Source organism: Octadecabacter arcticus 238, assembly GCF_000155735.2.
Taxonomy (GTDB): Bacteria; Pseudomonadota; Alphaproteobacteria; order Rhodobacterales; family Rhodobacteraceae; genus Octadecabacter; species Octadecabacter arcticus.
In genome coordinates this window covers 59,627-80,936 of record NC_020908.1, presented here as the reverse complement: position 1 = coordinate 80,936, position 21,310 = coordinate 59,627, and the positions used below count along the sequence as shown (strand labels likewise).

Annotated in this window: 21 protein-coding genes; 12 read left to right on the top strand and 9 right to left on the bottom strand. The window is 56.9% G+C overall.

Translation table 11 applies throughout. The annotated features are described in order from the left end of the window. Window positions 1-3 precede the first annotated feature (3 nt). The 9 genes from OA238_RS28500 to OA238_RS00340 all read left to right on the top strand — a co-directional run bounded on the left by OA238_RS28500 (window position 4) and on the right by OA238_RS00340 (window position 7,892). A complete protein-coding gene (locus tag OA238_RS28500) occupies window positions 4-210 on the top strand; it encodes a hypothetical protein (RefSeq protein WP_015493589.1) in 207 nt (68 codons plus the stop codon). A gap of 145 nt (window positions 211-355) precedes the next feature. After that, entirely contained in the window at window positions 356-1,702 is a 1,347-nt protein-coding gene (locus tag OA238_RS00375) for a mechanosensitive ion channel family protein (RefSeq protein ID WP_015493588.1), read from the top strand. A gap of 184 nt (window positions 1,703-1,886) precedes the next feature. Continuing rightward, window positions 1,887-2,276, top strand: coding sequence for a ribosome silencing factor (rsfS, locus tag OA238_RS00370; protein WP_044037763.1), 390 nt, complete (start codon window positions 1,887-1,889; stop codon window positions 2,274-2,276). Window positions 2,277-2,280: 4 nt separating this feature from the next. Then, complete coding sequence (gene rlmH, locus OA238_RS00365) at window positions 2,281-2,751, top strand: 23S rRNA (pseudouridine(1915)-N(3))-methyltransferase RlmH (RefSeq protein WP_044036005.1); 471 nt, start codon at window positions 2,281-2,283, stop codon at window positions 2,749-2,751. A gap of 93 nt (window positions 2,752-2,844) precedes the next feature. Then, window positions 2,845-4,356, top strand: a complete 1,512-nt coding sequence (gene gpmI / locus OA238_RS00360; RefSeq protein ID WP_015493585.1) for a 2,3-bisphosphoglycerate-independent phosphoglycerate mutase — start codon at window positions 2,845-2,847, stop codon at window positions 4,354-4,356. Continuing rightward, window positions 4,353-5,456, top strand: a complete 1,104-nt coding sequence (locus OA238_RS00355) for a murein hydrolase activator EnvC family protein (protein ID WP_015493584.1) — start codon at window positions 4,353-4,355, stop codon at window positions 5,454-5,456. Before gpmI ends, OA238_RS00355 begins: the two co-directional genes overlap by 4 nt. A 43-nt stretch (window positions 5,457-5,499) precedes the next feature. Continuing rightward, window positions 5,500-6,846: a S41 family peptidase gene (locus tag OA238_RS00350; RefSeq protein ID WP_015493583.1), complete on the top strand. Its 1,347-nt coding sequence runs from the start codon at window positions 5,500-5,502 to the stop codon at window positions 6,844-6,846. A gap of 84 nt (window positions 6,847-6,930) precedes the next feature. Beyond that, window positions 6,931-7,425: an RNA pyrophosphohydrolase gene (locus OA238_RS00345; protein ID WP_015493582.1), complete on the top strand. Its 495-nt coding sequence runs from the start codon at window positions 6,931-6,933 to the stop codon at window positions 7,423-7,425. Further along, on the top strand, window positions 7,422-7,892 hold the full coding sequence (locus OA238_RS00340; protein WP_015493581.1) for a hypothetical protein: 471 nt from the start codon (window positions 7,422-7,424) through the stop codon (window positions 7,890-7,892). The genes OA238_RS00345 and OA238_RS00340 overlap by 4 nt, the downstream gene beginning before the upstream one ends. Here the strand turns inward: OA238_RS00340 and OA238_RS29535 are convergent. From OA238_RS29535 to dapE, 5 genes are all read right to left on the bottom strand, one after another. Then, entirely contained in the window at window positions 7,889-8,059 is a 171-nt protein-coding gene (locus OA238_RS29535; RefSeq protein ID WP_338042814.1) for a peptidoglycan-binding domain-containing protein, read from the bottom strand. The genes OA238_RS00340 and OA238_RS29535 overlap by 4 nt on opposite strands. 73 nt (window positions 8,060-8,132) lie before the next feature. Continuing rightward, a protein-coding gene (locus tag OA238_RS29530; protein ID WP_085982720.1) for an IS630 family transposase occupies window positions 8,133-9,196 on the bottom strand; the annotation gives its coding sequence in 2 pieces (ribosomal slippage) (window positions 8,133-8,692 and window positions 8,692-9,196; 1,065 coding nt in all). A gap of 48 nt (window positions 9,197-9,244) precedes the next feature. Continuing rightward, window positions 9,245-10,345: a lytic murein transglycosylase gene (locus tag OA238_RS00325; protein ID WP_245581411.1), complete on the bottom strand. Its 1,101-nt coding sequence runs from the start codon at window positions 10,343-10,345 to the stop codon at window positions 9,245-9,247. 50 nt (window positions 10,346-10,395) lie between these two features. Further along, entirely contained in the window at window positions 10,396-12,639 is a 2,244-nt protein-coding gene (gene rnr / locus OA238_RS00320; protein ID WP_015493578.1) for a ribonuclease R, read from the bottom strand. A 122-nt stretch (window positions 12,640-12,761) separates the two neighbouring features. Then, a complete protein-coding gene (gene dapE / locus OA238_RS00315) occupies window positions 12,762-13,904 on the bottom strand; it encodes a succinyl-diaminopimelate desuccinylase (RefSeq protein ID WP_015493577.1) in 1,143 nt (380 codons plus the stop codon). A gap of 310 nt (window positions 13,905-14,214) precedes the next feature. On the opposite strand from dapE, the gene OA238_RS00310 reads away from it, so the two are divergent. Both OA238_RS00310 and OA238_RS00305 read left to right on the top strand, forming a co-directional pair. Continuing rightward, complete coding sequence (locus OA238_RS00310; RefSeq protein WP_015493576.1) at window positions 14,215-15,804, top strand: Hint domain-containing protein; 1,590 nt, start codon at window positions 14,215-14,217, stop codon at window positions 15,802-15,804. A gap of 6 nt (window positions 15,805-15,810) precedes the next feature. After that, window positions 15,811-16,902, top strand: coding sequence for a Hint domain-containing protein (locus tag OA238_RS00305; RefSeq protein ID WP_015493575.1), 1,092 nt, complete (start codon window positions 15,811-15,813; stop codon window positions 16,900-16,902). On the opposite strand, the gene OA238_RS00300 is transcribed toward OA238_RS00305, so the two are convergent. Continuing rightward, complete coding sequence (locus tag OA238_RS00300) at window positions 16,899-17,300, bottom strand: hypothetical protein (protein ID WP_044037759.1); 402 nt, start codon at window positions 17,298-17,300, stop codon at window positions 16,899-16,901. The two genes, OA238_RS00305 and OA238_RS00300, sit on opposite strands and share 4 nt — an antisense overlap. A gap of 284 nt (window positions 17,301-17,584) precedes the next feature. Beyond that, window positions 17,585-19,077 (bottom strand): IS3 family transposase gene (locus OA238_RS00290; RefSeq protein WP_085982719.1). Its coding sequence is split into 2 segments (ribosomal slippage): window positions 17,585-18,627 and window positions 18,627-19,077, totalling 1,494 coding nucleotides; the frame shifts between segments, so codons are not numbered across the junction. Window positions 19,078-19,122: 45 nt separating this feature from the next. On the opposite strand from OA238_RS00290, the gene OA238_RS00280 reads away from it, so the two are divergent. Then, window positions 19,123-19,998, top strand: a complete 876-nt coding sequence (locus OA238_RS00280) for a transporter substrate-binding domain-containing protein (RefSeq protein WP_275450489.1) — start codon at window positions 19,123-19,125, stop codon at window positions 19,996-19,998. Window positions 19,999-20,078: 80 nt separating this feature from the next. Here the strand turns inward: OA238_RS00280 and OA238_RS00275 are convergent, their stop codons facing one another. Then, entirely contained in the window at window positions 20,079-20,363 is a 285-nt protein-coding gene (locus tag OA238_RS00275) for a hypothetical protein (protein WP_044035998.1), read from the bottom strand. Window positions 20,364-20,456: 93 nt separating this feature from the next. Beyond that, on the bottom strand, window positions 20,457-21,284 hold the full coding sequence (gene dapD / locus OA238_RS00270; protein ID WP_015493570.1) for a 2,3,4,5-tetrahydropyridine-2,6-dicarboxylate N-succinyltransferase: 828 nt from the start codon (window positions 21,282-21,284) through the stop codon (window positions 20,457-20,459). Between the last annotated feature and the right edge of the window lie 26 nt (window positions 21,285-21,310).

The following is a 21,310-nucleotide window of genomic DNA, read 5'->3' as shown; positions in this document are numbered from 1 at the left end:
TGGATGCGCTGGTTCCGCAACTTTGACGATGGCGAAGCATTTGACGCGGGTCAGGCTGTCAGCATGGACTTCTCGATGCAGATGACCAAAGGCATTGAAAAATTTATGCAGTATCGTGGTCAGCTTGAATCCGGTCGCTTCGCGCTCGAATATTGGGGTGGATCGGGTGATGGCCCAATCAGCCGTGGTGCGGAAATGCCCGCGCAATAATCACCAACTGCGTGGGCCTGCCTGATTGGCTGGCCCACGCGATCTGGCGGTTCTAACTGCCGGTTCTGACAATTTCGGTATCGGCCATAGATCGCCTTGCCCTAGGGCCTTATCCGTCCCATGATCCGCCCAACCAAGGAGCGTTATGGAACCGCAAACCACATTAGACCTTGCTGGTCAGGCCGCCGAGATTGCCCAGATCGGTCAAGGAATATGGGGTCAGATTGTTGCATTTTTCCAAAGCTTGTTGCGGCCGTGGAATGCCTATCAGTTGGGTATCGTCGTTGCAGTATATCTTGTTGCGCACTTGGCGAGCAGGTTTCTCAGGCCGTTATTGCATCAGTGGATGCGCACGCGTGAGGGCTGGCCGAAGTGGCGATTGCGGTGGTTGTTGGTCATTCATCGGCGGCTGCGCGGAATATTCTTTGTTGCGCTGATCTGGATTGTTTTGATCGTGATGCGCGAAGTTACGTGGGGATCGCGGTCTTATATGATCGGGATCGTGGCCAACCTTGCGCTGGCGTGGCTGATTGTGGTGTTTGCGACGCGGCTGATTGGCAATCCGTTTTTGCGATCCATCGTGCGCTACGGTGCATGGATCTGGATCACGCTGCGCATCACTGGACTGACAGAACAGGGGATTGAGGTTCTTGATGCCGCGTCCATTGAGATTGCCGATGCGCGGCTGTCGCTTTGGCTGTTGGTGCAAGGCGTGTTCATCCTGTCGATTTTCTTTGTCGTAGCGCGGTTTATTTCGCACCAGACGTCGGTGCGCATTCACCGCAACGAAGACATCAGCCCGTCGATGCGGGTGCTGGTCGTCAAGTTTTTGCAAGTGGTGCTGTATGGATTTGCGTTTTTCGTCGGCTTGCAGGCCGTCGGGTTTAATCTGACGGGCCTTGCGGTTCTGTCGGGTGCGATTGGTGTCGGTATTGGTTTTGGTCTGCAAAAGGTTGTCAGCAACCTTGTGTCGGGCATCATCATTTTACTGGATAAATCGATCAAGCCCGGTGACGTTATCACCGTCGGCGAAACGTTTGGTTGGATCAATTCACTGGGCGCGCGCTATGTGTCGATCACGACGCGCGACGGGCGCGAGTATCTGATCCCCAACGAAGACCTGATCACCACGCAGGTGGTGAACTGGTCGCATTCCAACGACTTTGTGCGGTTGGATATCTATTTTGGCACGGCCTACGGCGACAACCCCCGTGAAGTGCGCAAATTGGCGATTGCAGCGGCGTCGAGTGTGGATCGCGTTCTCGAATTTCGCCCACCTGTTTGTCACATTGTCGGATTTGGCGACAGCAGCGTTGATTACATCCTGCGATTCTGGATCAAGGACCCAACCGGGGGTCTGACCAACATCCGCGGCAACGTCTATCTGGCCCTATGGGACGCGTTTGCGGACAACGGTATTTCGATTCCGTTCCCACAACGTGAGGTCAAAATGATCGAAGGATCGGAAATAAGGCACAAAGCGCTTGATTAATGGGTCAAATGGGCAGAATTGGCGCACTGCAGTAGTTTACCCACCTGTTCATTGAATTGCGACAGAACGGTTGTTAAGTTGATGCATGCCCAGCGCCGGGGTTTGGATGGCGTTTCTTAAGGAGGACAATGATCTGTCTTTTGCTACACAGGCAGGAATTCCTGCCGCACACGGGATCCACGCAATGAGCGTGCAAGCCCCGACTGCTGACAGCACGCTGGCCGCTGTTCTCAAATCTTTGGACGACGACAAGGGCGAAGATATTGTGCAGATCGATCTGCACGGCAAGTCCGAGATGGGTGACTATATGGTCATCGCGTCCGGTCGGTCTTCGCGTCAGGTATCGGCTATGGCTGAAAAGCTGACCGACCGTCTGAAACAATCCTTCGGGATTTTGTGCAAGGTCGAAGGCCGTGCCACGGGTGACTGGGTCTTGATCGACACAGGCGACGTGATTGTGCATGTTTTCCGCCCTGAAGTCCGCGAGTTCTATCAGCTCGAGAAGATGTGGCAGAACCCTGGCGTCGCCACGGCTGAACACAACGCCGCAGAGGCCGCCAAGAGAACGACGTGACGCTTTGCGCCTGACGTTATGTGTTGTGGGCCGCCTGCGGGCTGGCCCGGAACGCGATCTGATTGACGACTACCTTTTGCGATTTGACCGGACGGGTCGGGCCCTTGGCCTTGGCCCTATTGACGTGCGCGAAGTAGAAGACCGCAAAGGCGGCGGCATGGCGGCTGAGGCCGTATTGCTGGAGAAGGCATTGCCCAACGGAGCGGCTGTGATTGCGCTAGATGAACGCGGTAAAATCAAATCATCGCCTGATTTTGCCAGTGACGTGGCGCGGTTTCGCGACGACGGCCGCAGCGATCTCACCTTTATTATTGGCGGGGCCGACGGGATTGAGCCCAGCCTGCGGGCCAAATGTGATGCATCTTTGAGTTTCGGAAAAATGGTCTGGCCGCATATGCTGATGCGGGTGATGCTGGCCGAACAATTATACCGCGCGGCCAGCATTCTGGCGGGCGCACCCTATCACCGCGCGTAGGATTTGAGTTGTATTGGCCAAGATGAAGACAGGAGCAGTTTGCGCCTTCGCTGAGGTTCGCTAGAAGGGTGTAAACCTATAAGGAATTTTGCCATGACCGCGCCAAAACCTGTTGTTCTTTGTATTCTGGATGGATGGGGCAAACGTGCCGAGGTTGCGGGCAATGCGCCCGCTTTGGCCAAGACTCCGAATTATGATCGCCTGATGTCGGGCGCGACTGCGGAATTGATCACCCATGGGCCGGACGTGGGATTGCCGCGCGGCCAGATGGGCAATTCAGAGGTTGGACATACCAATATCGGTGCAGGTCGTGTGGTGGCGATGGATCTGGGCGCGATTGATCTGGCGATTGAAGAGGGGTCGTTCTTTGAAAATGCGGCGCTGGTGGCATTTGCGGATAGATTGAAGGCGTCCGGCAAGGTCGCACATGTGATGGGGCTGGTCAGCGACGGCGGCGTGCACGGGCATATCGTGCATATTCAGGCAGCCCTAAAGGCGCTGGCGGATCGCGGTGTGCGCACCGTGCTGCATGCGATCACCGACGGGCGCGATGTGGCGCCGAAATCCGGCGCGGGGTTTATGCGTGATTTGATCAACGCGATGCCGCAGGGCGTCACACTCGGGACCGTGTGTGGGCGGTATTACGCGATGGATCGCGACAACAGATGGGAACGGGTCGAGACCGCCTACCGCGCAATTGTGCAAGGCGTCGGCCTGCGCGGCGACAACGCGGTTGCTGTGATTGAAGCGGCTTACGGGAGCGCTGTGACAGATGAATTTGTGCCCGCCACGGTGCTGGGGGCCTATGCGGGCATGGCCGATGGTGACGGCGTGTTTTGTTTGAACTTCCGCGCCGATCGCGCGCGTGAGATTTTGGCGGCGATGGGTGACCCTGCATTTGACGGGTTTGATGTGTCGGGTCGGCCCGCGCTGGATATGTTGGGGATGGTGAATTATTCCACCAGCCATGATGAATATATGACCACGTGTTACCCCAAACAAAAGATTACCAACGCGTTGGGCGCTTGGGTTGCGGCCAAGGGATTACGACAGTTTCGCGTCGCGGAAACCGAGAAATACCCCCATGTGACGTTCTTTTTGAACGGTGGGATTGAAGTCCCCGAGGTCCGCGAGGATCGTTATATGGCCCCGTCCCCAAAAGTTGCCACCTATGATTTGCAGCCGGAAATGTCAGCCGCCGAGGTGACGGATGCGTTCGTTGGTGCGATCGAGGAGCAGTATGATTTGATCGTTTGCAACTACGCCAATCCCGACATGGTCGGACATACCGGTGACATCAGCGCTGCCGTGAAAGCATGCGAAGCGGTGGATGCCGGTTTGGGCCGCGTTTTGGCAGCACTTGAGGCAGTGGGTGGTGCGATGATCGTCACCGCCGATCACGGCAATTGCGAGACTATGATTGATCCTGAAACAGGCGGCCCACACACGGCGCACACGACCAATCCGGTTTCAGTGGCGCTTGTTGGCGGACCCAAGGGCGCGCGTTTGCACAACGGACGGCTCGCGGATTTGGCGCCGACGTTGTTGGGATTGATGGGGCTGGAATTGCCGCCTGAAATGACAGGCGAAAGTCTGATTGAGTGAAAGTTCTGGCCGTCATATGTGCGCTCATTGCGGCACCACTTTGCGCGCAGCCCCCCGCAGAGGCGGCGTTCGCGGCGTCGGCGCGCCTGCAAGATGCGCGGGCGACATTGCAGGTGGCGCAGGGGCGGTCTGACCGCGTCGCAGCCTTGACGGAAACCGTACAAGCCTATGAAGCAGGCCTTGCCGCATTGCGCGACGGTTTGCGCCGCGCTGCGATCCGACAACGCACATTAGAGACTGATCTGGCGGCGCGATCCAATGAGGTCGCGCGGCTGTTGGGCGTGTTGCAAACCATGGGGCGAGCCCCTGCGCCGATCCTGTTTTTGCACCCGTCGGGGCCGACAGGCACGGCGCGCTCGGGCATGATGTTGGCGGACGTGACGCCTGCGTTGCAAGATGAGGTCACGGCGTTGCGCGAACAGCTAGAAGAAGTTGCCCTTTTGCGCGGCTTGCAAACCGACGCGCTGAGCATTCTCAGGGACGGGCTGGAAGGTGCGCAAACTGCACGGTCGGCCTTGAGTGCTGCGATTTCGGATCGTACCGATTTGCCCCAACAGTTCTTGGAGGACCCGGTCCAGATGGCGGTCCTGCTGGCGAGTGCGCAGACCATGGACGCGTTCGCGGCGGGATTGGCGCAGACACAGACGGGCGGCGGGCCGGATGCCAGCACCGTTAAGGGCGCGGTTCCACTGCCTGTTGCGGGACAAGTGATCCGACACTTCAACGAGGCCGATGCTGCGGGGGTCACACGCCCCGGTATTTTGATCGCGACGCAGCCCCGCGCACTTGTTTCAACGCCGTTGTCGGCCACAATCCGCTATGCGGGACCGCTGCTGGATTACGGCACGGTGGTTATTCTGGAACCAGCCGCAGATACGCTTTGGGTGATTGCAGGCTTGGCTGAGGCCTTTGGCGAGGCCGGGCAGATTGTGCCGGACGGCACGCCGATTGGCCTTATGGGGGGCATTATCACAGATGCTCAAGCGATTTTGAACGAAAGCGTGCAGGGTTCCGCCGGACAACGTACTCAAACGCTTTATCTTGAGGTAAGAGACAGGCAAGGTGTCGTGAACCCCGCGGATTGGTTTGCGTTTGAATGAACGTACGTCGTGTAGGCACAAACATGATAATGGGAATAAAAAGATGAAGAAATTTGCAATGGCCGCCACAGGTGGTATCCTGATGGGGGCGATCGTCACAACGCAGATCGCAGGTCCGCTGATTGCGCAAGAAGCCGACAACAATGCCAGCGTCTACGAACAGCTTGATCTGTTTGGCGACATCTTTGAACGCATCCGCGCGCAATATGTTGAAGACATCGACGAAGCGGCGCTGATTGAGGCGGCGATTGACGGCATGTTGAGCTCTCTTGATCCGCATTCCAGTTATTTGTCGCCCGATGACGCCGCAGACATGCGTGAAACCACGCGCGGCGAGTTTGGCGGGCTCGGCATCGAGGTCACGCAAGAAGAAGGTTACGTGAAGGTCGTATCCCCGATTGATGGCACGCCAGCCGCCGAAGCAGGCATCGAATCAGGTGATTTCATCACTCGTGTGGACGGTGAAAACATGTTGGGTCTGACGCTGGATGAAGCCGTTGACTTGATGCGCGGGCCTGTCGGGTCGGAGATTATCATCACTGTGGTGCGCGAAGGTTTCGATCAGCCGTTCGATGTGTCCATCATCCGCGACACCATTACGTTGACCGCTGTGCGCAGCCGCGTTGAAGGCGATACCGTTGTGCTGCGCGTTGTGACGTTCAGCGACCAGACGTATCCCAGCCTAGAAGAACAGTTGGCCGAACAAGTGGCAGAGGCTGGCGGCATCGAAAACGTCAACGGGTTCGTCATTGATTTGCGCAACAATCCCGGTGGTTTACTGAACCAGGCGATTGCTGTGTCTGATGCGTTCCTAGACGCTGGTGAAATCACATCGACCCGTGGTCGTGACCCGAACGATGGTCAACGCTGGAATGCCCGTGAGGGGGATCTTGCCGAGGGGCTGCCGATTGTTGTGCTGATCAACGGCGGGTCTGCATCCGCGTCCGAGATCGTCGCCGGTGCGTTGCAAGATCACCGACGCGCCGTCGTCATCGGCACCAATTCGTTTGGCAAAGGGTCCGTGCAAACAGTCATGCCGCTGCGCGGGGAAAGTGCCATGCGCCTGACAACTGCGCGGTATTACACGCCCTCAGGCCGGTCCATTCAATCGCTGGGGATTTCGCCTGACATCATCGTTGAACAGCCACGCCGTGATCCAAACGCCGAGGTCGTGGACGAAGAAGAAGATGCAGGGTTCACCCGTTCCGAAGCAGACCTGCGCGGTGCGTTGGACAATGACAGCCTGACCGACGACGAGATTGAGCAAATTCAAGCGGACCGTCTGCGCGCCGAAGACGCCGCAGCCCTACGCGTTGAGGATTACCAAATGGCCTATGCCATTGATATCCTTAAGGGCTTGCAAGTTCTTGGCGCCAACAACGACAACTAATACATCCCATGTCGGGAGACTGCGCTGCCGAGAATGGTCCTTTGGATCAAGCTCGGCGGTGTTTTCGTTTGGAGGACCGCCAAGATGGCCAAAACATTAACGGCTGAACAGATCGCAGAATTGCCCTATCGCCCCTGCGTCGGGCTGATGGTGGTAAATGGTGACGGAAAAGTATTCGTCGGCCAGCGTGTGGATCATGACCAAAACGCGTGGCAGATGCCGCAGGGAGGCATTGATGATGGCGAAGATGTCACCACGGCGGCGCTGCGTGAACTGGGCGAAGAAACCGGAATCACGCCCGATCTTGTGGTGATCGAGGCCGAGACAGACAACTGGCTGCCCTACGATTTGCCTCATAGTATCGTGCCGAAAATCTGGAAAGGCCGCTATCGCGGTCAGGAACAGAAATGGGTGCTGATGCGGTTCTCGGGCACCGATGATCAGATCAACATCGTGCAACCGCACCAAGAATTTTCCGAATGGACGTGGATTTCTCCCAAGGATCTGCTGTCGAGCATCGTCCCATTCAAGCGCGACGTTTACGCGGCCGTGCTGGAGGAATTCGGAGGTAAAATATGAAGATAGTTTTGGCAGCGGCTTTGGTCGCCGTCGCGGGGCAAGCCCAAGCGTTGTCGTGTTTACGCGCTGACGTGGCCCGCACGTTTGGTTGGGCGTCCGATGCACAAGAACATTATGTCATCATGTTAGGGGCGTTCACGTTTTCGCCCCCCGCTGAGGATGAGGCGGACATCAACAATCGCCAATCCGTGCGACTGCCCGCGACGTTTTCGGGCGACTACCTTGGGGCCGACGGGTTTGTGGCGGCGCCAACGCTTGACCTGACATTGGGTTTTGAGTGTTTCGGGCCGTGGTGTGGGTCAATCGAAAACAACGGGGACACCCTCGCCTTTGTTGAGCAGACAGCAGATGGCTACGTTTTGAATGTGGATCCGTGTTTCAGCACGGTTTTTGCGCCCAACGACGCGAACGTGCAAAGTGTCTTGTCGTGCATGCGCGGCACTGGCTGCGAGGAACAGGCGTTCTAGCGCAAGCGGTTCAACAATCGAAGCGATGCATAGCCGTCGGGGGTGATGTTGTTAGCCAGTTGATAGTTGCGGATCGCGTTGATCGTCAGCGGGCCGATACGCCCGTCGATGACCGTGGTATCAAACCCAGCCGCCGTAAGACGTTCCTGCAATTCAACCCGTTCCACGCCGTTGAGCGCACGATCATCGCGTGGCCAAGCCGCCTGAACCGCATCGCCGCCACTGATACCAATGGCCGAATTAAGTGACCCTTGCCCATTCTCGATCTGTGATTGAACTTATTCGCTCTGGGTCGTTCGCAAAGAAGTTCCAAGCTTGTGCACATTTGTCGAGTATTTCGTCATAGGTGTCGAAGACTGTGATTGCGAGTTTATTGGCTCGCAGATAAGCCCAGACGTTTCCCATGGGGTTCAGTTCTGGTGAGTATGGCGGCAATTTCATGAGCGTAATTTTATCTGGCACCTGTAAACATTTTGCGCCATGCCAACCCGCCCCATCAACAATCAGCAAGGCATGTGAGCCGGGTGCGACAGCTTTTGCGATCTCATCAAGATGCAGCCCCATAGCCTCGGCGTTGACGTAGGGCAGGACGAGACCTGCGGCGGTGCCACGTGCGGGACAAGCGGCACCAAAGATATAACTCCATTTGAAGCGTATATCACGGGGTGCGCGCGGGCGAGTTCCACGCTTGGCCCATTTACGGGTGAGTGTCCCCTGTTGTCCAACGCGGGCTTCATCTTGGAACCATACTTCAAGAGGCTTCCCCTTTGCATGTTCTGGCAGAGTATCGTTTACGAGGCTGGTAAAGTTTTTTTAAAAGTCTGCTGCGCTTCGCGATCAGTTTTCGGATGCTCTGGACGCACAGACAGGCGGCGAAAGCCATGCTTGGTTAGATATTTCCCAATCGTACGCACATGCAGTTTCACGTCGAACTCCTCTTCAACACGAGCCTGCAAGTCGACACAACGCCATCGTACTACGCCATCTTTTACTGGGTCGGGCCCGGCCTCCACCCACGCCACAAATTGCGCCTGTTGCTTGGGCGACAACCGTGGTTTTGCCCCCTTGCCATTCCGATCCGATAACCCCTCAATGCCTTCTGCGTTAAAGCGATGCGCCCAATCCCGAAGTGTTTGTCGATCCATACCACTGCTGCGGGCAGCCGTTTCACGATCCACCCCATCAAGCACCAGCGCTATGGCCAGTAGTCGCCGTACAACCCGCCCATCCTTGGTTCGCTTTGCCGCACGGCGCAAATCTTTCGCAGACATATCCGTGCGCGTAATTTTTATGGCTCCACCCATGAGCACCTCCCAATCTATGGAGGTCATTGATTCAGAGTTTACCAAAAATTAAAACCAAAAAAATGAGTCAGATATTATGGCCACTGGTATGATACGGCCTGACAACAGGCCAACACCCATCACATAGGCGTCGGCGGTATTGTAGCGTTCGATCACCGCGAAATTCGGGAAGATCATGAACGCCGCGCCCAGCGCCCCTGCGGGCAAAAGGATTGACGCCGACCCATGATCAGGCACCGCGCGTCCCGCCATATCGACGATGCCGATTGTGGCCCATTCGCTGGGCAGTTTTTGGTTTTCGCGCCGCGCGGTGGCGTAATCAAACCCTTGGGGGATTTGCACTTCGACGCCCCAAGGCTGGCCCTGCACCCAGCCAAAACTGCGCAGGTAATTGGCGGTAGATGCCAGCGCGTCTGTCGGATCGTCAGCCCAGATATCGCGCCGCCCATCGCCGTTTCCATCCACTGCGTAGTCCAGAAAACTGGTCGGAATGAACTGTGTGTGGCCCATGGCACCTGCCCATGATCCGGTCATATTGCGCGGGGCCGTGTCGCCCGCCTGCAAGATTTGCAGCGCCGCGATCAGCTGTTGTTCAAAGAATTCGCCACGGCGCCCGTCATAGGCCAGTGTCGCCATGGCTTCGATGACATTGGTGCTGCCGCGCACCGCGCCATAGGCCGATTCCAGCCCCCAGATCGCGACGACAACGTCTTTGTCGACGCCGAAGGTGTCCTCAATCCGGTTCAGAAGTTGCCTGTTGTTGTCCAGCGCACGGCGGCCATTGCGCACGCGCTCATCTGAAACGGCGGTGTCGAGGTAATCCCACAGGGATTTGGTGAACTCGGATTGATTGCGATCACGTTCAATGACGGTGGTGTTGTAAATAATTCCGTCAAAGGCCGCATCGAAAGTAGCGGTTAAAATGCCTTGGCGCGTTGCGCGATTGCGAAAACCAGAAATCCAAGCGTTGAAGCCTTGGTTCGCAGTTTGCACGCGGGTAATCGGGCTGACGTGGACGGGGCCATCCAGCGGGATTGGACCCGCAGAAACCGAGCCCGCCACACAAAGTGCAGCAGCCAAAACAGCGCGAAAAACCGACATAGCACCACCAGAGATATAGGGACCCATTTCGACTAGATTAGCGCGCATATTTCTAAACCGGAACCGGCAGACTATGACAAGGGCGAACTTCCGCTTGCTCAGCTGCGGGTTCGATTGACCTTACGCGCTGTTTTTGCCGCCTTTTTCTTGGACGAGCCAAATTTACGCCGTGGTGATTTTCCGCGGTTGGATGGGCGGCCCTGTGGCATGGCCTTGCCGTCAATTTCCAGCAGTTCAACAATCAGGCCACCGGTGACTGGGGCCGCTTCGATCAGTTTTACCACGACCCGCACACCAAGGCCGATCACAACGCCCGTGTCGGACCCCATCAGGGTCTGGTTGTCAGCGTCATAGTGGAAATATTCAGCCCCAAGATTGCGGATCGGGATCATGCCATCCGCGCCAGTTTCATCAAGCTTTACGAACACCCCGAACTTGGCGATGCCGCTGATCCGCCCGCCCATCACAGCACCGACACGTTCGCTTAGGAAGGCCGCGAGGTAACGGTCCGTCGTGTCGCGTTCGGCCACCATGGAGCGGCGTTCGGTGTCAGATATTGCCTGCGCGGTTTCAGGTAAAATCGCCTCATCCTCGGGTGTTAATCCGTCTTTGCCCCAGCCGTGGGCGGTGATCAATGCGCGGTGCACAATCAGGTCGGAATAGCGCCGGATCGGCGATGTGAAGTGCGCGTATGCCTTGAGCGCCAAGCCAAAGTGGCCAAAGTTATCAGGGCTGTAGTACGCCTGCGTCATCGATCGCAGCGTCGCGATGTTGATCAGTTCGGCATGGTCGGTGTCCGTTGCTTGGTTGAGCAAACGGTTGAGGTGCCCCGTCTTGAGGACCTGACCTTTGGCCAATTGAAAACCGGCGGATTCAGCCGTTTCGCGCAATGCGTCCAGCTTTTCGGGTTTCGGTTCTTCATGAACCCGAAACAACAGCGCAGTCTTTTTGGCGACCAAGGTTTCGGCAGCGGCAACATTTGCCAGAACCATGAATTCTTCGATCAGGCGATGCGCATCAAGGCGATCCTTGAACGCAACATCCGTGACCACGCCATCCTCATTGAGGATGATTTTGCGTTCCGGCAGGTCGAGTTCCAGCGGCTGACGCACAGCGCGGGCTTTTTTCAGCGCGTTGTAGCAGGCATACAAGGGCCGGATCACGTCATCGAGCAGCGGCGCGACTTTGTCGTTTACCGCGCCGTCCATCGCCGCCTGAACTTCCTCATAGTTCAGCGACGCAGGGGAGGTCATCAACCCGCGCACAAAGCGGTGCGAGGTTTTGTTGCCATCGCGGTCGATCTGCATTTCCACCGCGATACAGGCACGCGGCACGCCTTCGTGCAACGAACACAGATCACCCGACAAGCGGTCCGGCAACATCGGCACAACGCGGTCTGGGAAATAGGTGGAATTGCCGCGCTTGCGCGCTTCGATATCGAGCTTGGACCCAGACGTGACGTAGTACGCGACATCTGCAATCGCGACCCAAAGCGCAAAACCGCCGTTCCCGTTGGGGATCGCGCAGCAGGCATCGTCATGATCGCGGGCGTCCCACGGATCGATGGTGATCAGCGGCAGGTGTTGCAGGTCGTCGCGCCCTTTAAGGCCTGCGGGTTTGGCACTGTCGGCTTGCGCCACGACATCATCGGGAAAGTGGTCGGGAATACCGTGCTGGTGGATCGCGATCAGGCTGACAGCACGCGGCTGTGTCGGGTCGCCCAACCGCGCCACGATGCGCGCCTGTGGCAGGCCCATGCGCCCCTTTGGTCCGGCCTGCTCCGCCTCAACCAACTCACCGTCTTTGGCATCACCCGTGGCGCCCGCCGCCACAATCCATTCCTTTTGCGAGCCCTTATCGATAGGCAAAATACGCCCGCCCTCGGACGCTGCACGAAACACACCTAAAACTCGCAACGGATTGGTACCAATGCGGCGAATCAGACGTGCGGAATAGGTGAAATCCTCGCCAGTCACTTCGGTCAAGCGACCCAAGATACGCTCCCCCGCGCCCAGCGCAGGTTCGTCGGGTTTCATCACCAGCAGAATACGCGGTGCATCGCCTGTTCCCGCCCATTCCAAGGGGCGTGCAAACAGATCGCCGTCGCTGTCGGGACCAGTCACCTCCAGCACTGACACTGGCGGCAGCTTATTGGCATCACGATAGGACGATTTGCGCTTTTGCAACTTCCCGTCATCTTCGAGTTCGCGAAGCAAACGTTTAAGATCAATCCGCGCGGCCCCCTTAATGCCAAATGCCTTCGCGATGTCTCGCTTGGCAGTTTGGGTGGGGTTTTCGGCGATCCAGTCAAGGATTTCGGTCTTGGAGGGTATACGTGTCATGGGCTGTGCCTATCACGCCCAAAATCCCGCGTCAGACTCATTCGTCTTTGCGTTATAAAATATCTCGGGGGGAGTCCGAAGGACGGGGGGCTGGCCCCCCTTTCCGCCCGCCGCAGGCGTGATCAGGTGAAATAGTCGCGCAAGATACGGGCATAGATCGCCTTGAGCTGGGTGATCTGTTCAACCGGAACGCATTCATCGACTTGGTGCATGGTTTTACCAACCAGACCGACCTCAACCACGGGGCAATGGTTCTTGACGAACCGCGCGTCTGACGTACCGCCTGTGGTGGACAGTTCCGGCGTTATACCGGTTTCTGCCAAAACGGCGGCGCTGATCAGATCGGACAGCTCACCCGGTGGCGTGACGAAACTTTCGCCCGACACGCGCGTGTCGATGTCGATTTGCACGCGAAACTCTGCGGCGACTGCATCAACTTCGCCCTGCATCCATGCGATGACGGTGTGCGATGTGTACAGGTCATTAAACCGCACATTTGCGCTTGCTTTGCAGATGGCAGGGATAACGTTGGTCGCGGGGTTGCCGGTATCGATGGTGACAACCGCAAGAGTAGATGGATCAAAATGGTCCGACCCTGCGTCCATTTCATGGCTGGCCAATCGATCCATTAGCCGCGCCATTGCCGGCAGCGGGTTGTTGGCGCGATGAGGATAGGCGGAATGGCCTTGCTTGCCAGTCACCGTGAAATGCGAGGTCAGCGATCCACGACGCCCGACTTTGATCATTTCGCCCATGACATCCTGACAGGTCGGTTCGCCAACGATGCAGGCGGTCATTGCTTCGCCGTTGGACTGCATCCAATCCAGCAACGCGATGGTGCCGTCAGTTGATGCGCCTTCTTCGTCGCCAGTGATCGCCAAAATGATCGCCCCATCTGGCGGTGTGTCTTGCACGAAATCAATGGCGGCTGCGGCAAAGGCTGCAACGCCGGACTTCATATCTGTGGCACCACGACCATAAAGAATGCCATCGCGGATTTCTCCGCCGAACGGGTCGACTGTCCAGGCGGCCGCGTCGCCCACGGGCACAACGTCGGTGTGACCGTTAAAGCCAAAGGATTTGTTGGCCCCCCGTGCGCCCCACCGCGCATAAAGGTTTGGCGTGTCTGCGCGATCAACGCGCCACGTTTCAAACCCTGCGTCCGACAACAGGCGATCAAGCAATTGCAGCGCGCCGCCCTCGACGGGTGTGACGCTGGGACAGCGGATCAGATCAGCGGTGAGGGCAATGGGATCAACGGGCATGAAAACTCTCCTAGTTCACCCTGCGATATCGATGATTTGAGGGTGATGCAAACCTTCGCAGTGGGGTCTGGGCTGTGTCCCAGCCGACACAGACGTTGAGTGACTTGGGCATAACCACCTAAAAAGCCACTAAAAAAGCCCGCCGCTACCATATGGTGAACGCAATAATATAGTCCCGAGGCAGGGCAGACATCGAGCGGACCCAACATGGTCCATAGGTCGCAACGTCGACCACTAGATATAGGTATTTCACCGTCGTATTCGTGTGAAGCCCGTCTGGCTTGTCCCATCTTTAGAGTAGGTGTGTTCAATGGTTGCAGGCGTAAATTTAGGTTATGATACCAACGCATCGGCGATGGAGATGGCTAATACGATCTTTGGCGACGGCGTTACGGTGGTTGGAGCGTCCTATTCTGGGGACAAGCAGTCTTCGGCGATTTATTCAAAGGGAGATGAAGTCGCGGGCAATGTCACGCCGGGCGATACGGGCGTGATCTCTTCGACAGGCAGAGCCAGAGGGTTTACGAACCAAAAACAGAGTGGTTCGAACGAGAAGTCCGACACGAGTTCGGATACGAAGGGCGACGACAACGATTCCGACTTCAACGCCATTGCCGGCACCAGCACTTATGACGCGTCCTATATGGTCGTGGATTTCATCCCAACCGATGCTGTGTTGACGATGCAATTCGTGTTTAGCTCGGACGAATATCCAGAATATACGAACTCCGTTTTCAACGACATGGTTGGGGTCTGGATAAACGGAACGCACGTGCCGCTGTCAATCGCGAGCAGCGGTACGACAATCAATTCGGTCAACCAAACCGATAACATCAACCTGTACAACGACAACACCAACGATCAGTTCAACACCGAGATGGATGGTTTTACCGTCACGATGACACTGACAATTCCAGTGACTGTCGGAAAGGTGAATTCGATCAAGATCGGTATCGCCGATGTCAGCGACAACCAATACGATTCCAACCTTTTGATCGCCGCAGATTCCGTACAGACCAAACTGGTCGCGCTGGACGATCAAGTGACGATGCAAGACGGTGTCACCAAGAACGTTGATGTTCTGGATAACGATATCAACCACACATCCGGCACGTTGCAGGTGACCCATATCAACGGCAATCCTGTGGTCGCAGGGCAGACGATTACGCTTCCGACGGGTCAGACCGTAAAGCTGCTTGCAGATGGCACGTTTGACATCACGACCGACGATGATTTTGAGACGACGAGCTTTACTTATCAGGTCGAGAGCACCGATGGGTCTGGCAATGTCGTTGAGACAGATGTTGGATTTCTGACGGTCGAAACGATCCCCTGTTTTGTAGCGGGCACTATGATTGATACACTTGATGGGCCGCGCGCTGTTGAAGGCCTGGTTCCGGGCGACATGGTCATGACACGTGATGACGGCCCGCAACCGTTGCGCTGGATTGGCCGCCGGAGCGTGCCAGCAATTGGTAAGATGGCGCCAATTTGCATTCGTGAAAATGCCTTGGGTCAGCACGGGGAAATCCTGGTTTCGCCACTGCATCGCGTGTTGGTCAGGGACGTTCTTGCTGAATTATTCTTCGGTGAGGCCGAAGTCCTTATTGCCGCGCGGGATTTGGTGAATGATCGCACGATCCGCCCCGTTGAAGGCGGCGAGGTCGACTATGTGCATCTTTTGTTTGACCAGCATCAAGTGATTTATGCCGAAGGGCTTGCCACGGAAAGTTTCTTACCGGGACCACAGACAACGAAATCATTCGAGGCGGACATCGTTGCGGAGATTGCAACGATCTTCCCCGAGCTTGATCTGACAACCGGTGAGGGGTACGGCCACGCCGTGCGCCCGATGTTGAAGCGCTATGAGGCGGAAGCCATGCGTCGTCGGGTGGCGTAGGGCGATATGACGCTGAAATGGATCGCAACGCGCACGCAGGAAGACGGGGTTTTTAACCCCGCTGGACTAGGGTGCGCGGCCACAGGTGTTCCAGTCGGGACGGATTTGCTAACCCGCGGGAGCCTGATGATCGAGGTCGCGCTGCGCCCGACTGTGCAGCCGATAAACCTGCTGCGGTTTAGTGTGCTGGCCCCGTGGCCATCGGGACTGAACCTATGTTTAGAACCAGATGGGACTGTACGTTTAATGATGCGCCAAGGGGCGCGGCATTTGCAGACGGCGCTGAAAACAACGCTCGGCAGTGACGTGCAGACTGCGCATATTACCTATACGTGGGATGCGCCCGCGCGACGTGGGCAGTTGAGTGTGCACCTGCCAGATCACGGGCTGCTTTGGCAGACATCTTTCGCGACCCCTTTTCCACTGTCCATGCACGATGCCCAACTGATCATGACCGACGCGAACAGCAGCAAGATCGGCGCGGGTGTGGTATTTGCAGCGATTGCTGATGCGCCCTGCCCGCTGGGGCCTTTACCGGGTCTGTCAGGCGCGGCCGCAGTCGACACGCCAACGGGTCCAAAAGCGTTGCATGATGTCGTAGCAGGCGATCTGGTGAATATTGCAGACGGTCATCCGGCGCCAGTTCTATGGGCAGGGCATGCGACTTTGCCCACTTTGGGGCGTTTCGCGCCAATGACATTGCGTCGTCCATATATGAAGTTATGGGATGACTTGGTGACGACCCGTGATCAGCGGGTCTGTCTGGCCGGATCGGAGGTTGAATATCTGTTCGGCGAAGAGCGCGTGACCACGGCTGTGCGGCATCTTGAGGCGCGCAATTGCGCGGTGTCAACAAAGCCCGTGCCAGCGGTGATGACCTATTATCAAATCCTGCTTGGGACCCATGGAATTATAACGGTGAACGGCGCCTTGGTTGAAAGTTTTGATGCCTCTGCGGTGCTGGACAAGCCGGCGCTGATCAAAAGTTCGGTTCTTGCGGATCTGGCCCCTGACTTGCGGCCAAGTCGCGTCGGGCTCGCCGCACCTGTGTTGCGACGCCATGAGGCGATGACGCTTACGGGAGTGACGATCGGCTAGTGTACCGCGCCGCCATCATCATCTTCGTCGTCATCAATTTCGTCGTCGCCTTCAAAGAACGGTGTCATTTGCGCGACGATCACACTGTTTTCGTCCAACGCGCGCTGCATCAATTCGCGTTCTTCTTGTGCGATCTCGTGCCCTTCAGCGAGGCGTTCGTCCAGCGTGCCGTAACCAGACACATCAAGGGGTGCCACATCGGCCTGTTTCAGGATGGCGACGGTTTCGCGCACGGCCTCTGCCTCATCTATGCCGGAGGCATAAATCATCAGCGCGGCACCTGTGCTGTCCTTGGGAAGCCCATCACCGACTTTGCGGCCAACCTCTACGAGGAGGGTGAACACCTGCTGGCGCGAGGGCTTTTTCTTTTTGGGTTTGGCATCGGATGAATCGGTCATGGAAGTGGCCGTAACGCCCAGCATGCGTGGCGTCAACGTCTACGCTGACCTACGGCGCATTGACGAAACCTGCCCTTGCGCACAAGGTCCTTCGAACCTTGGGAAGTTTATTGATGATGATGTTACGGGCCTTCTTCGTATTTTTGTTTGTTTGCAGCGCTTTTCCAGCTTTTGCACAGGACGAACCGCTGTCATTTGCAACCGTTGAACGCCTGCCGTTCGCCACGCAAATGGATGGGGTGGACGGAACGTGTCAACGACTTTGAGACAGTGGCTTTTGGACTTTAGGCTTGGGTTTCTTCGGTTGGTTTTGGTGGGTTGATCCAGACGGCGGTCGGGATTTGAGGCGGTTTTGGTGGTTTGTGTACGAAGCGTTCGGGCGTGGCGAGGAATGCCGCGTCTAGTGTTGCTTGTCGCGCGGTGTAGATTTCTTGGGCCTGCCCAAAATGGATTTGGTCGGGCGTCATCAGACCAATCCCGGCGTGATGATGGTCTTGGTTATACCATGCAAAGAACCTGCGGCAGAATGCGCGAGCCTGCTCGATGGTTTCAAAGTTCTTGGGGAACTCTGGCTGATATTTCAGTGTTTTGAAGTGGGCTTCGGAGAACGGGTTGTCGTTTGAGGTGTGGGGCCGACTGTGGGACTTGAGCACACCAAGATCAACCAGCATCAGGGCTGTCGTCTTTGCCTTCATGGGCCCACCGCGATCTGCATGCAATGTCAGCTGATCGCGTGGAACCTCGTGTTTTTCCATCGCGTCGATGAACAGCTCTTTGAACTGGCTGGCGCTCTCCGCGTGCTCGACGCGCCAGCCAACAACGCGGCGGCTGAAGATGTCGAGGATGACATAGAGATAGAAGTAGGACCATTTCACCGGGCCCCTCAGCTTGGTGATGTCCCAAGACCAGACCTGATTGGGGGCTTCAGCTAGAAGTTCAGGCTTTTGATAGACGGGATGTGTGCGCTGTCGGCGGCGTTCGCCAACTTCGCCCTGCGCGGCCAATATCCGATACATCGTGCGGATTGAACACAGATAGGTGCCTTCATCCAGCAAGGTGGCAAAGACCTCTGTGGGCGTCTGATCCGCAAAGCGGGGTTCGCGCAGGTGGTGCAATACCTGGTCTCTTTCCCTTTCCGGCAGAGCCCGCGAAGACGCTGCGCGCGGTGGGCGTGTGCGTGGTGGTGCCGTCAGCGCCGCACGCTGTCGAAGAACGCTCGCGCGCGATAATGATAGCGCGGCGCAGACAGCCGAGGTCAAGCCGCTGCCGGTGGGCAATGCAATCGCGACGGCCATCATGATTTGCCGCTGCGCTCTTGCGTCTGCTCCATCTCGTCCAGAAGTCCCGCCACTTTTTTTTGGATGGCAATGATGGCTTCCGCCTGATCCAGACGGCGCCGCAAGGCTGTCACCTCACGGTTGGCCTTGGCCAGCTCAGCTTGCAATGGATTGGCAGGTGCCTTTTGTGGGCCACGGCGCATTGGCTGCAATGCACCCAATGTGCCGGCCGCCCGCGCACGGCGCCAATCGGTCAGTGCAGAGGAATAAAGCCCCTCCCGCCGTAGAATGGCGGAAACCCCGCCAGTGTCTGCCACTTGGTCCGTCTCATCCAGAATGCGCAGTTTGTATTTGGCTGTGAAGTTGCGTCGCTTCGGGATGCTCGTCAGTTCCGCTGTGGGAGCCAACGGCGCATTAACAACGCGGGGAGGCGACGTCGGGGCCAAAACGGCTCCAGATCCAGCATCTGGCGAAAGTGGTGATTGTGAAGGCATAACCATGGGTTCGTTCTCCTACGCCCTCAAGTGTAAACTTTAGCCAGTCAATTGTCTCACGCTTATTGGCACGGAGGGGATACGGGTTTCAGCCTTGAGCTGATGCGCGAAATCTCCAATCAGCTTGGGCGTGAAATTACATTCGAGTTTTATGAGAGTTTTCCTGCGATGCTGTCGTCACTCGAGGATGGGTTACACGACGGCGCTGTCGCCAATATTTCGATCACCGCAGATCGTGAGAGTTATTTGGACTTTTCACATCCGATCTTTGACGGCGGCATCGGGGTGTTGCTGCTAGATGAAGGTGGCGGTGGATCGTTCATATCAGCGCTGTTGACGCGGGATCTTTTGATTATCGTTTTGGCGGCCCTTGGCCTGCTGTTTGGCAGTGGCATTCTGATGTGGCTGCTTGAGCGGCGCGCGCAAGCCTACTTCGACCGTAAAGGATCGGACGCGTTGTTTCATTCGTTCTGGTGGTCGCTAAATTTGGTGGTGAATGGCGGCTTCGAGGAACGGGTGCCGCAGACCCGTTTGGGGCGGGTGTTTGCGATTATTCTGGTGGTGTCGAGCCTGTTCCTTGTGTCGATTTTCGTGGCGACGATCACGTTAACTATGACCGTTGAGGCCTTGCAAGAAAATGTGGACTCGATCAATGATCTTGAGGGTCAGCGGATAGCAACGATTGCGGAATCAACATCGGCGACGTTCTTGGATACGCGGGATTTATCCTATGTCGGCTATGGGTCGTCCAACGACATGTTCGCCGATCTTGAAGCGGGGCAACTGGATGCGATCGTTTTTGATGTGCCTATCCTGTCGTATTATTCCAACGCCCATGCGGAGCCAGCGACGCGGTTGCTGCCGCGCATTTACCGACGTGAGAGTTACGGGATCGCCCTGCCGCCCAACAGCGATTTGGCAGAGTAGATCAATCGAGCACTTTTGCGCCTGCGCGAAGACGGAACCTATGGTGAGTTGATGACAACTTGGTTTGGAAATTCAAGCCGCTAGGGCGTCGCGTCGTCGTCGCTATAGCGTGACTTGGCCGCCCAGAGGGACGAGAATATCAGCACCGCTTGGACGGGGATGAATCCGATGGCAAGAAGGGCCGTGACGGTCGCCCAGACCGGAAAATTGAACGTTTCTGTCAGGGATTGGAACGGGCGGAACAGCAATACAAACGCTGCGACAAGACAGGCAGCGTCGAGGGCGACAGGTGCCCATGCCGCGCCCCACGTGGGCCGAACCCCCGCCGCGATACGTCGCTTGGCGAGGGTTCGAGACATAATCATTGGCGCATTTCGTAAAGTTCAGACATCAGTCGCAGCCTTTCGCGTCGCTCAAACGCAATTTCTGACAAGCCGTTCATCTGAGCGAACAGCACCTTAGTCCCGCAACAACTCATTGATGCCGGTCTTGGAACGGGTCTTTGCATCGACGCGTTTCACGATGACCGCGCAGTACAGATTGACGTTGTTCTTTGACGGCATGGAGCCTGCGACGACAACGGAATAGGGCGGCACTTCTCCATACATGACTTCGCCGGTTTCGCGATCCACGATCTTGGTGGATTGGCCGATGAACACGCCCATGCCCAGAACGGACCCTTCGCGGACGATGCAACCCTCAACAACCTCTGAGCGTGCGCCGATGAAACAATTGTCTTCGATGATGGTCGGGCCCGCTTGCATTGGTTCCAATACGCCGCCAATGCCGACACCGCCAGACAAGTGCACATTCTTGCCGATTTGCGCGCAGGACCCGACTGTGGCCCAGCCATCAACCATTGAGCCTTCATCGACATAGGCGCCGATGTTGACGAACGACGGCATCAGGACGACGTTCTTTCCGATGAACGCAGAGCGGCGCACAATGGAACCGGGCACGGCACGGAAACCCGCGGCTTTCCATTCGTTGTCGCCCCAACCCTGCCATTTAGATGGCACCTTGTCCCACCAGCTTGCCCCGCCGTTTGACCCTTCGATCATCGCCATATCGTTAAGACGGAATGACAGAAGCACCGCCTTTTTCGCCCATTGGTTCACATGCCAGTCGCCATTTTCGCGCCGTTCAGCGACGCGCAGCTTGCCTGAATCCAGTGCGTTCAGCGTGTCGGTGATCGCGTCGCGAACCTCGCCCTTGGTCTCAACGGTGATCTGATCGCGCGCGTCCCACGCGGATTCGATTGCGGCTTCGAGTTGTGCGTTGGACATGGTTTAACCTCTTTGGGTGGACTGCG

Coding starts and splice junctions, on each gene's coding strand:
- OA238_RS28500 (WP_015493589.1), top strand. CDS start 4: ATGCGCTGGTTCCGCAACTTTGACGATGGCGAAGCATTTGACGCGGGT.
- OA238_RS00375 (WP_015493588.1), top strand. CDS start 356: ATGGAACCGCAAACCACATTAGACCTTGCTGGTCAGGCCGCCGAGATT.
- rsfS (WP_044037763.1), top strand. CDS start 1,887: ATGAGCGTGCAAGCCCCGACTGCTGACAGCACGCTGGCCGCTGTTCTC.
- gpmI (WP_015493585.1), top strand. CDS start 2,845: ATGACCGCGCCAAAACCTGTTGTTCTTTGTATTCTGGATGGATGGGGC.
- OA238_RS00350 (WP_015493583.1), top strand. CDS start 5,500: ATGAAGAAATTTGCAATGGCCGCCACAGGTGGTATCCTGATGGGGGCG.
- OA238_RS00345 (WP_015493582.1), top strand. CDS start 6,931: ATGGCCAAAACATTAACGGCTGAACAGATCGCAGAATTGCCCTATCGC.
- OA238_RS00340 (WP_015493581.1), top strand. CDS start 7,422: ATGAAGATAGTTTTGGCAGCGGCTTTGGTCGCCGTCGCGGGGCAAGCC.
- OA238_RS00325 (WP_245581411.1), bottom strand. CDS start 10,345: ATGCGCGCTAATCTAGTCGAAATGGGTCCCTATATCTCTGGTGGTGCT.
- rnr (WP_015493578.1), bottom strand. CDS start 12,639: ATGACACGTATACCCTCCAAGACCGAAATCCTTGACTGGATCGCCGAA.
- dapE (WP_015493577.1), bottom strand. CDS start 13,904: ATGCCCGTTGATCCCATTGCCCTCACCGCTGATCTGATCCGCTGTCCC.
- OA238_RS00310 (WP_015493576.1), top strand. CDS start 14,215: ATGGTTGCAGGCGTAAATTTAGGTTATGATACCAACGCATCGGCGATG.
- OA238_RS00305 (WP_015493575.1), top strand. CDS start 15,811: ATGACGCTGAAATGGATCGCAACGCGCACGCAGGAAGACGGGGTTTTT.
- OA238_RS00300 (WP_044037759.1), bottom strand. CDS start 17,300: ATGACCGATTCATCCGATGCCAAACCCAAAAAGAAAAAGCCCTCGCGC.
- OA238_RS00275 (WP_044035998.1), bottom strand. CDS start 20,363: ATGATTATGTCTCGAACCCTCGCCAAGCGACGTATCGCGGCGGGGGTT.
- dapD (WP_015493570.1), bottom strand. CDS start 21,284: ATGTCCAACGCACAACTCGAAGCCGCAATCGAATCCGCGTGGGACGCG.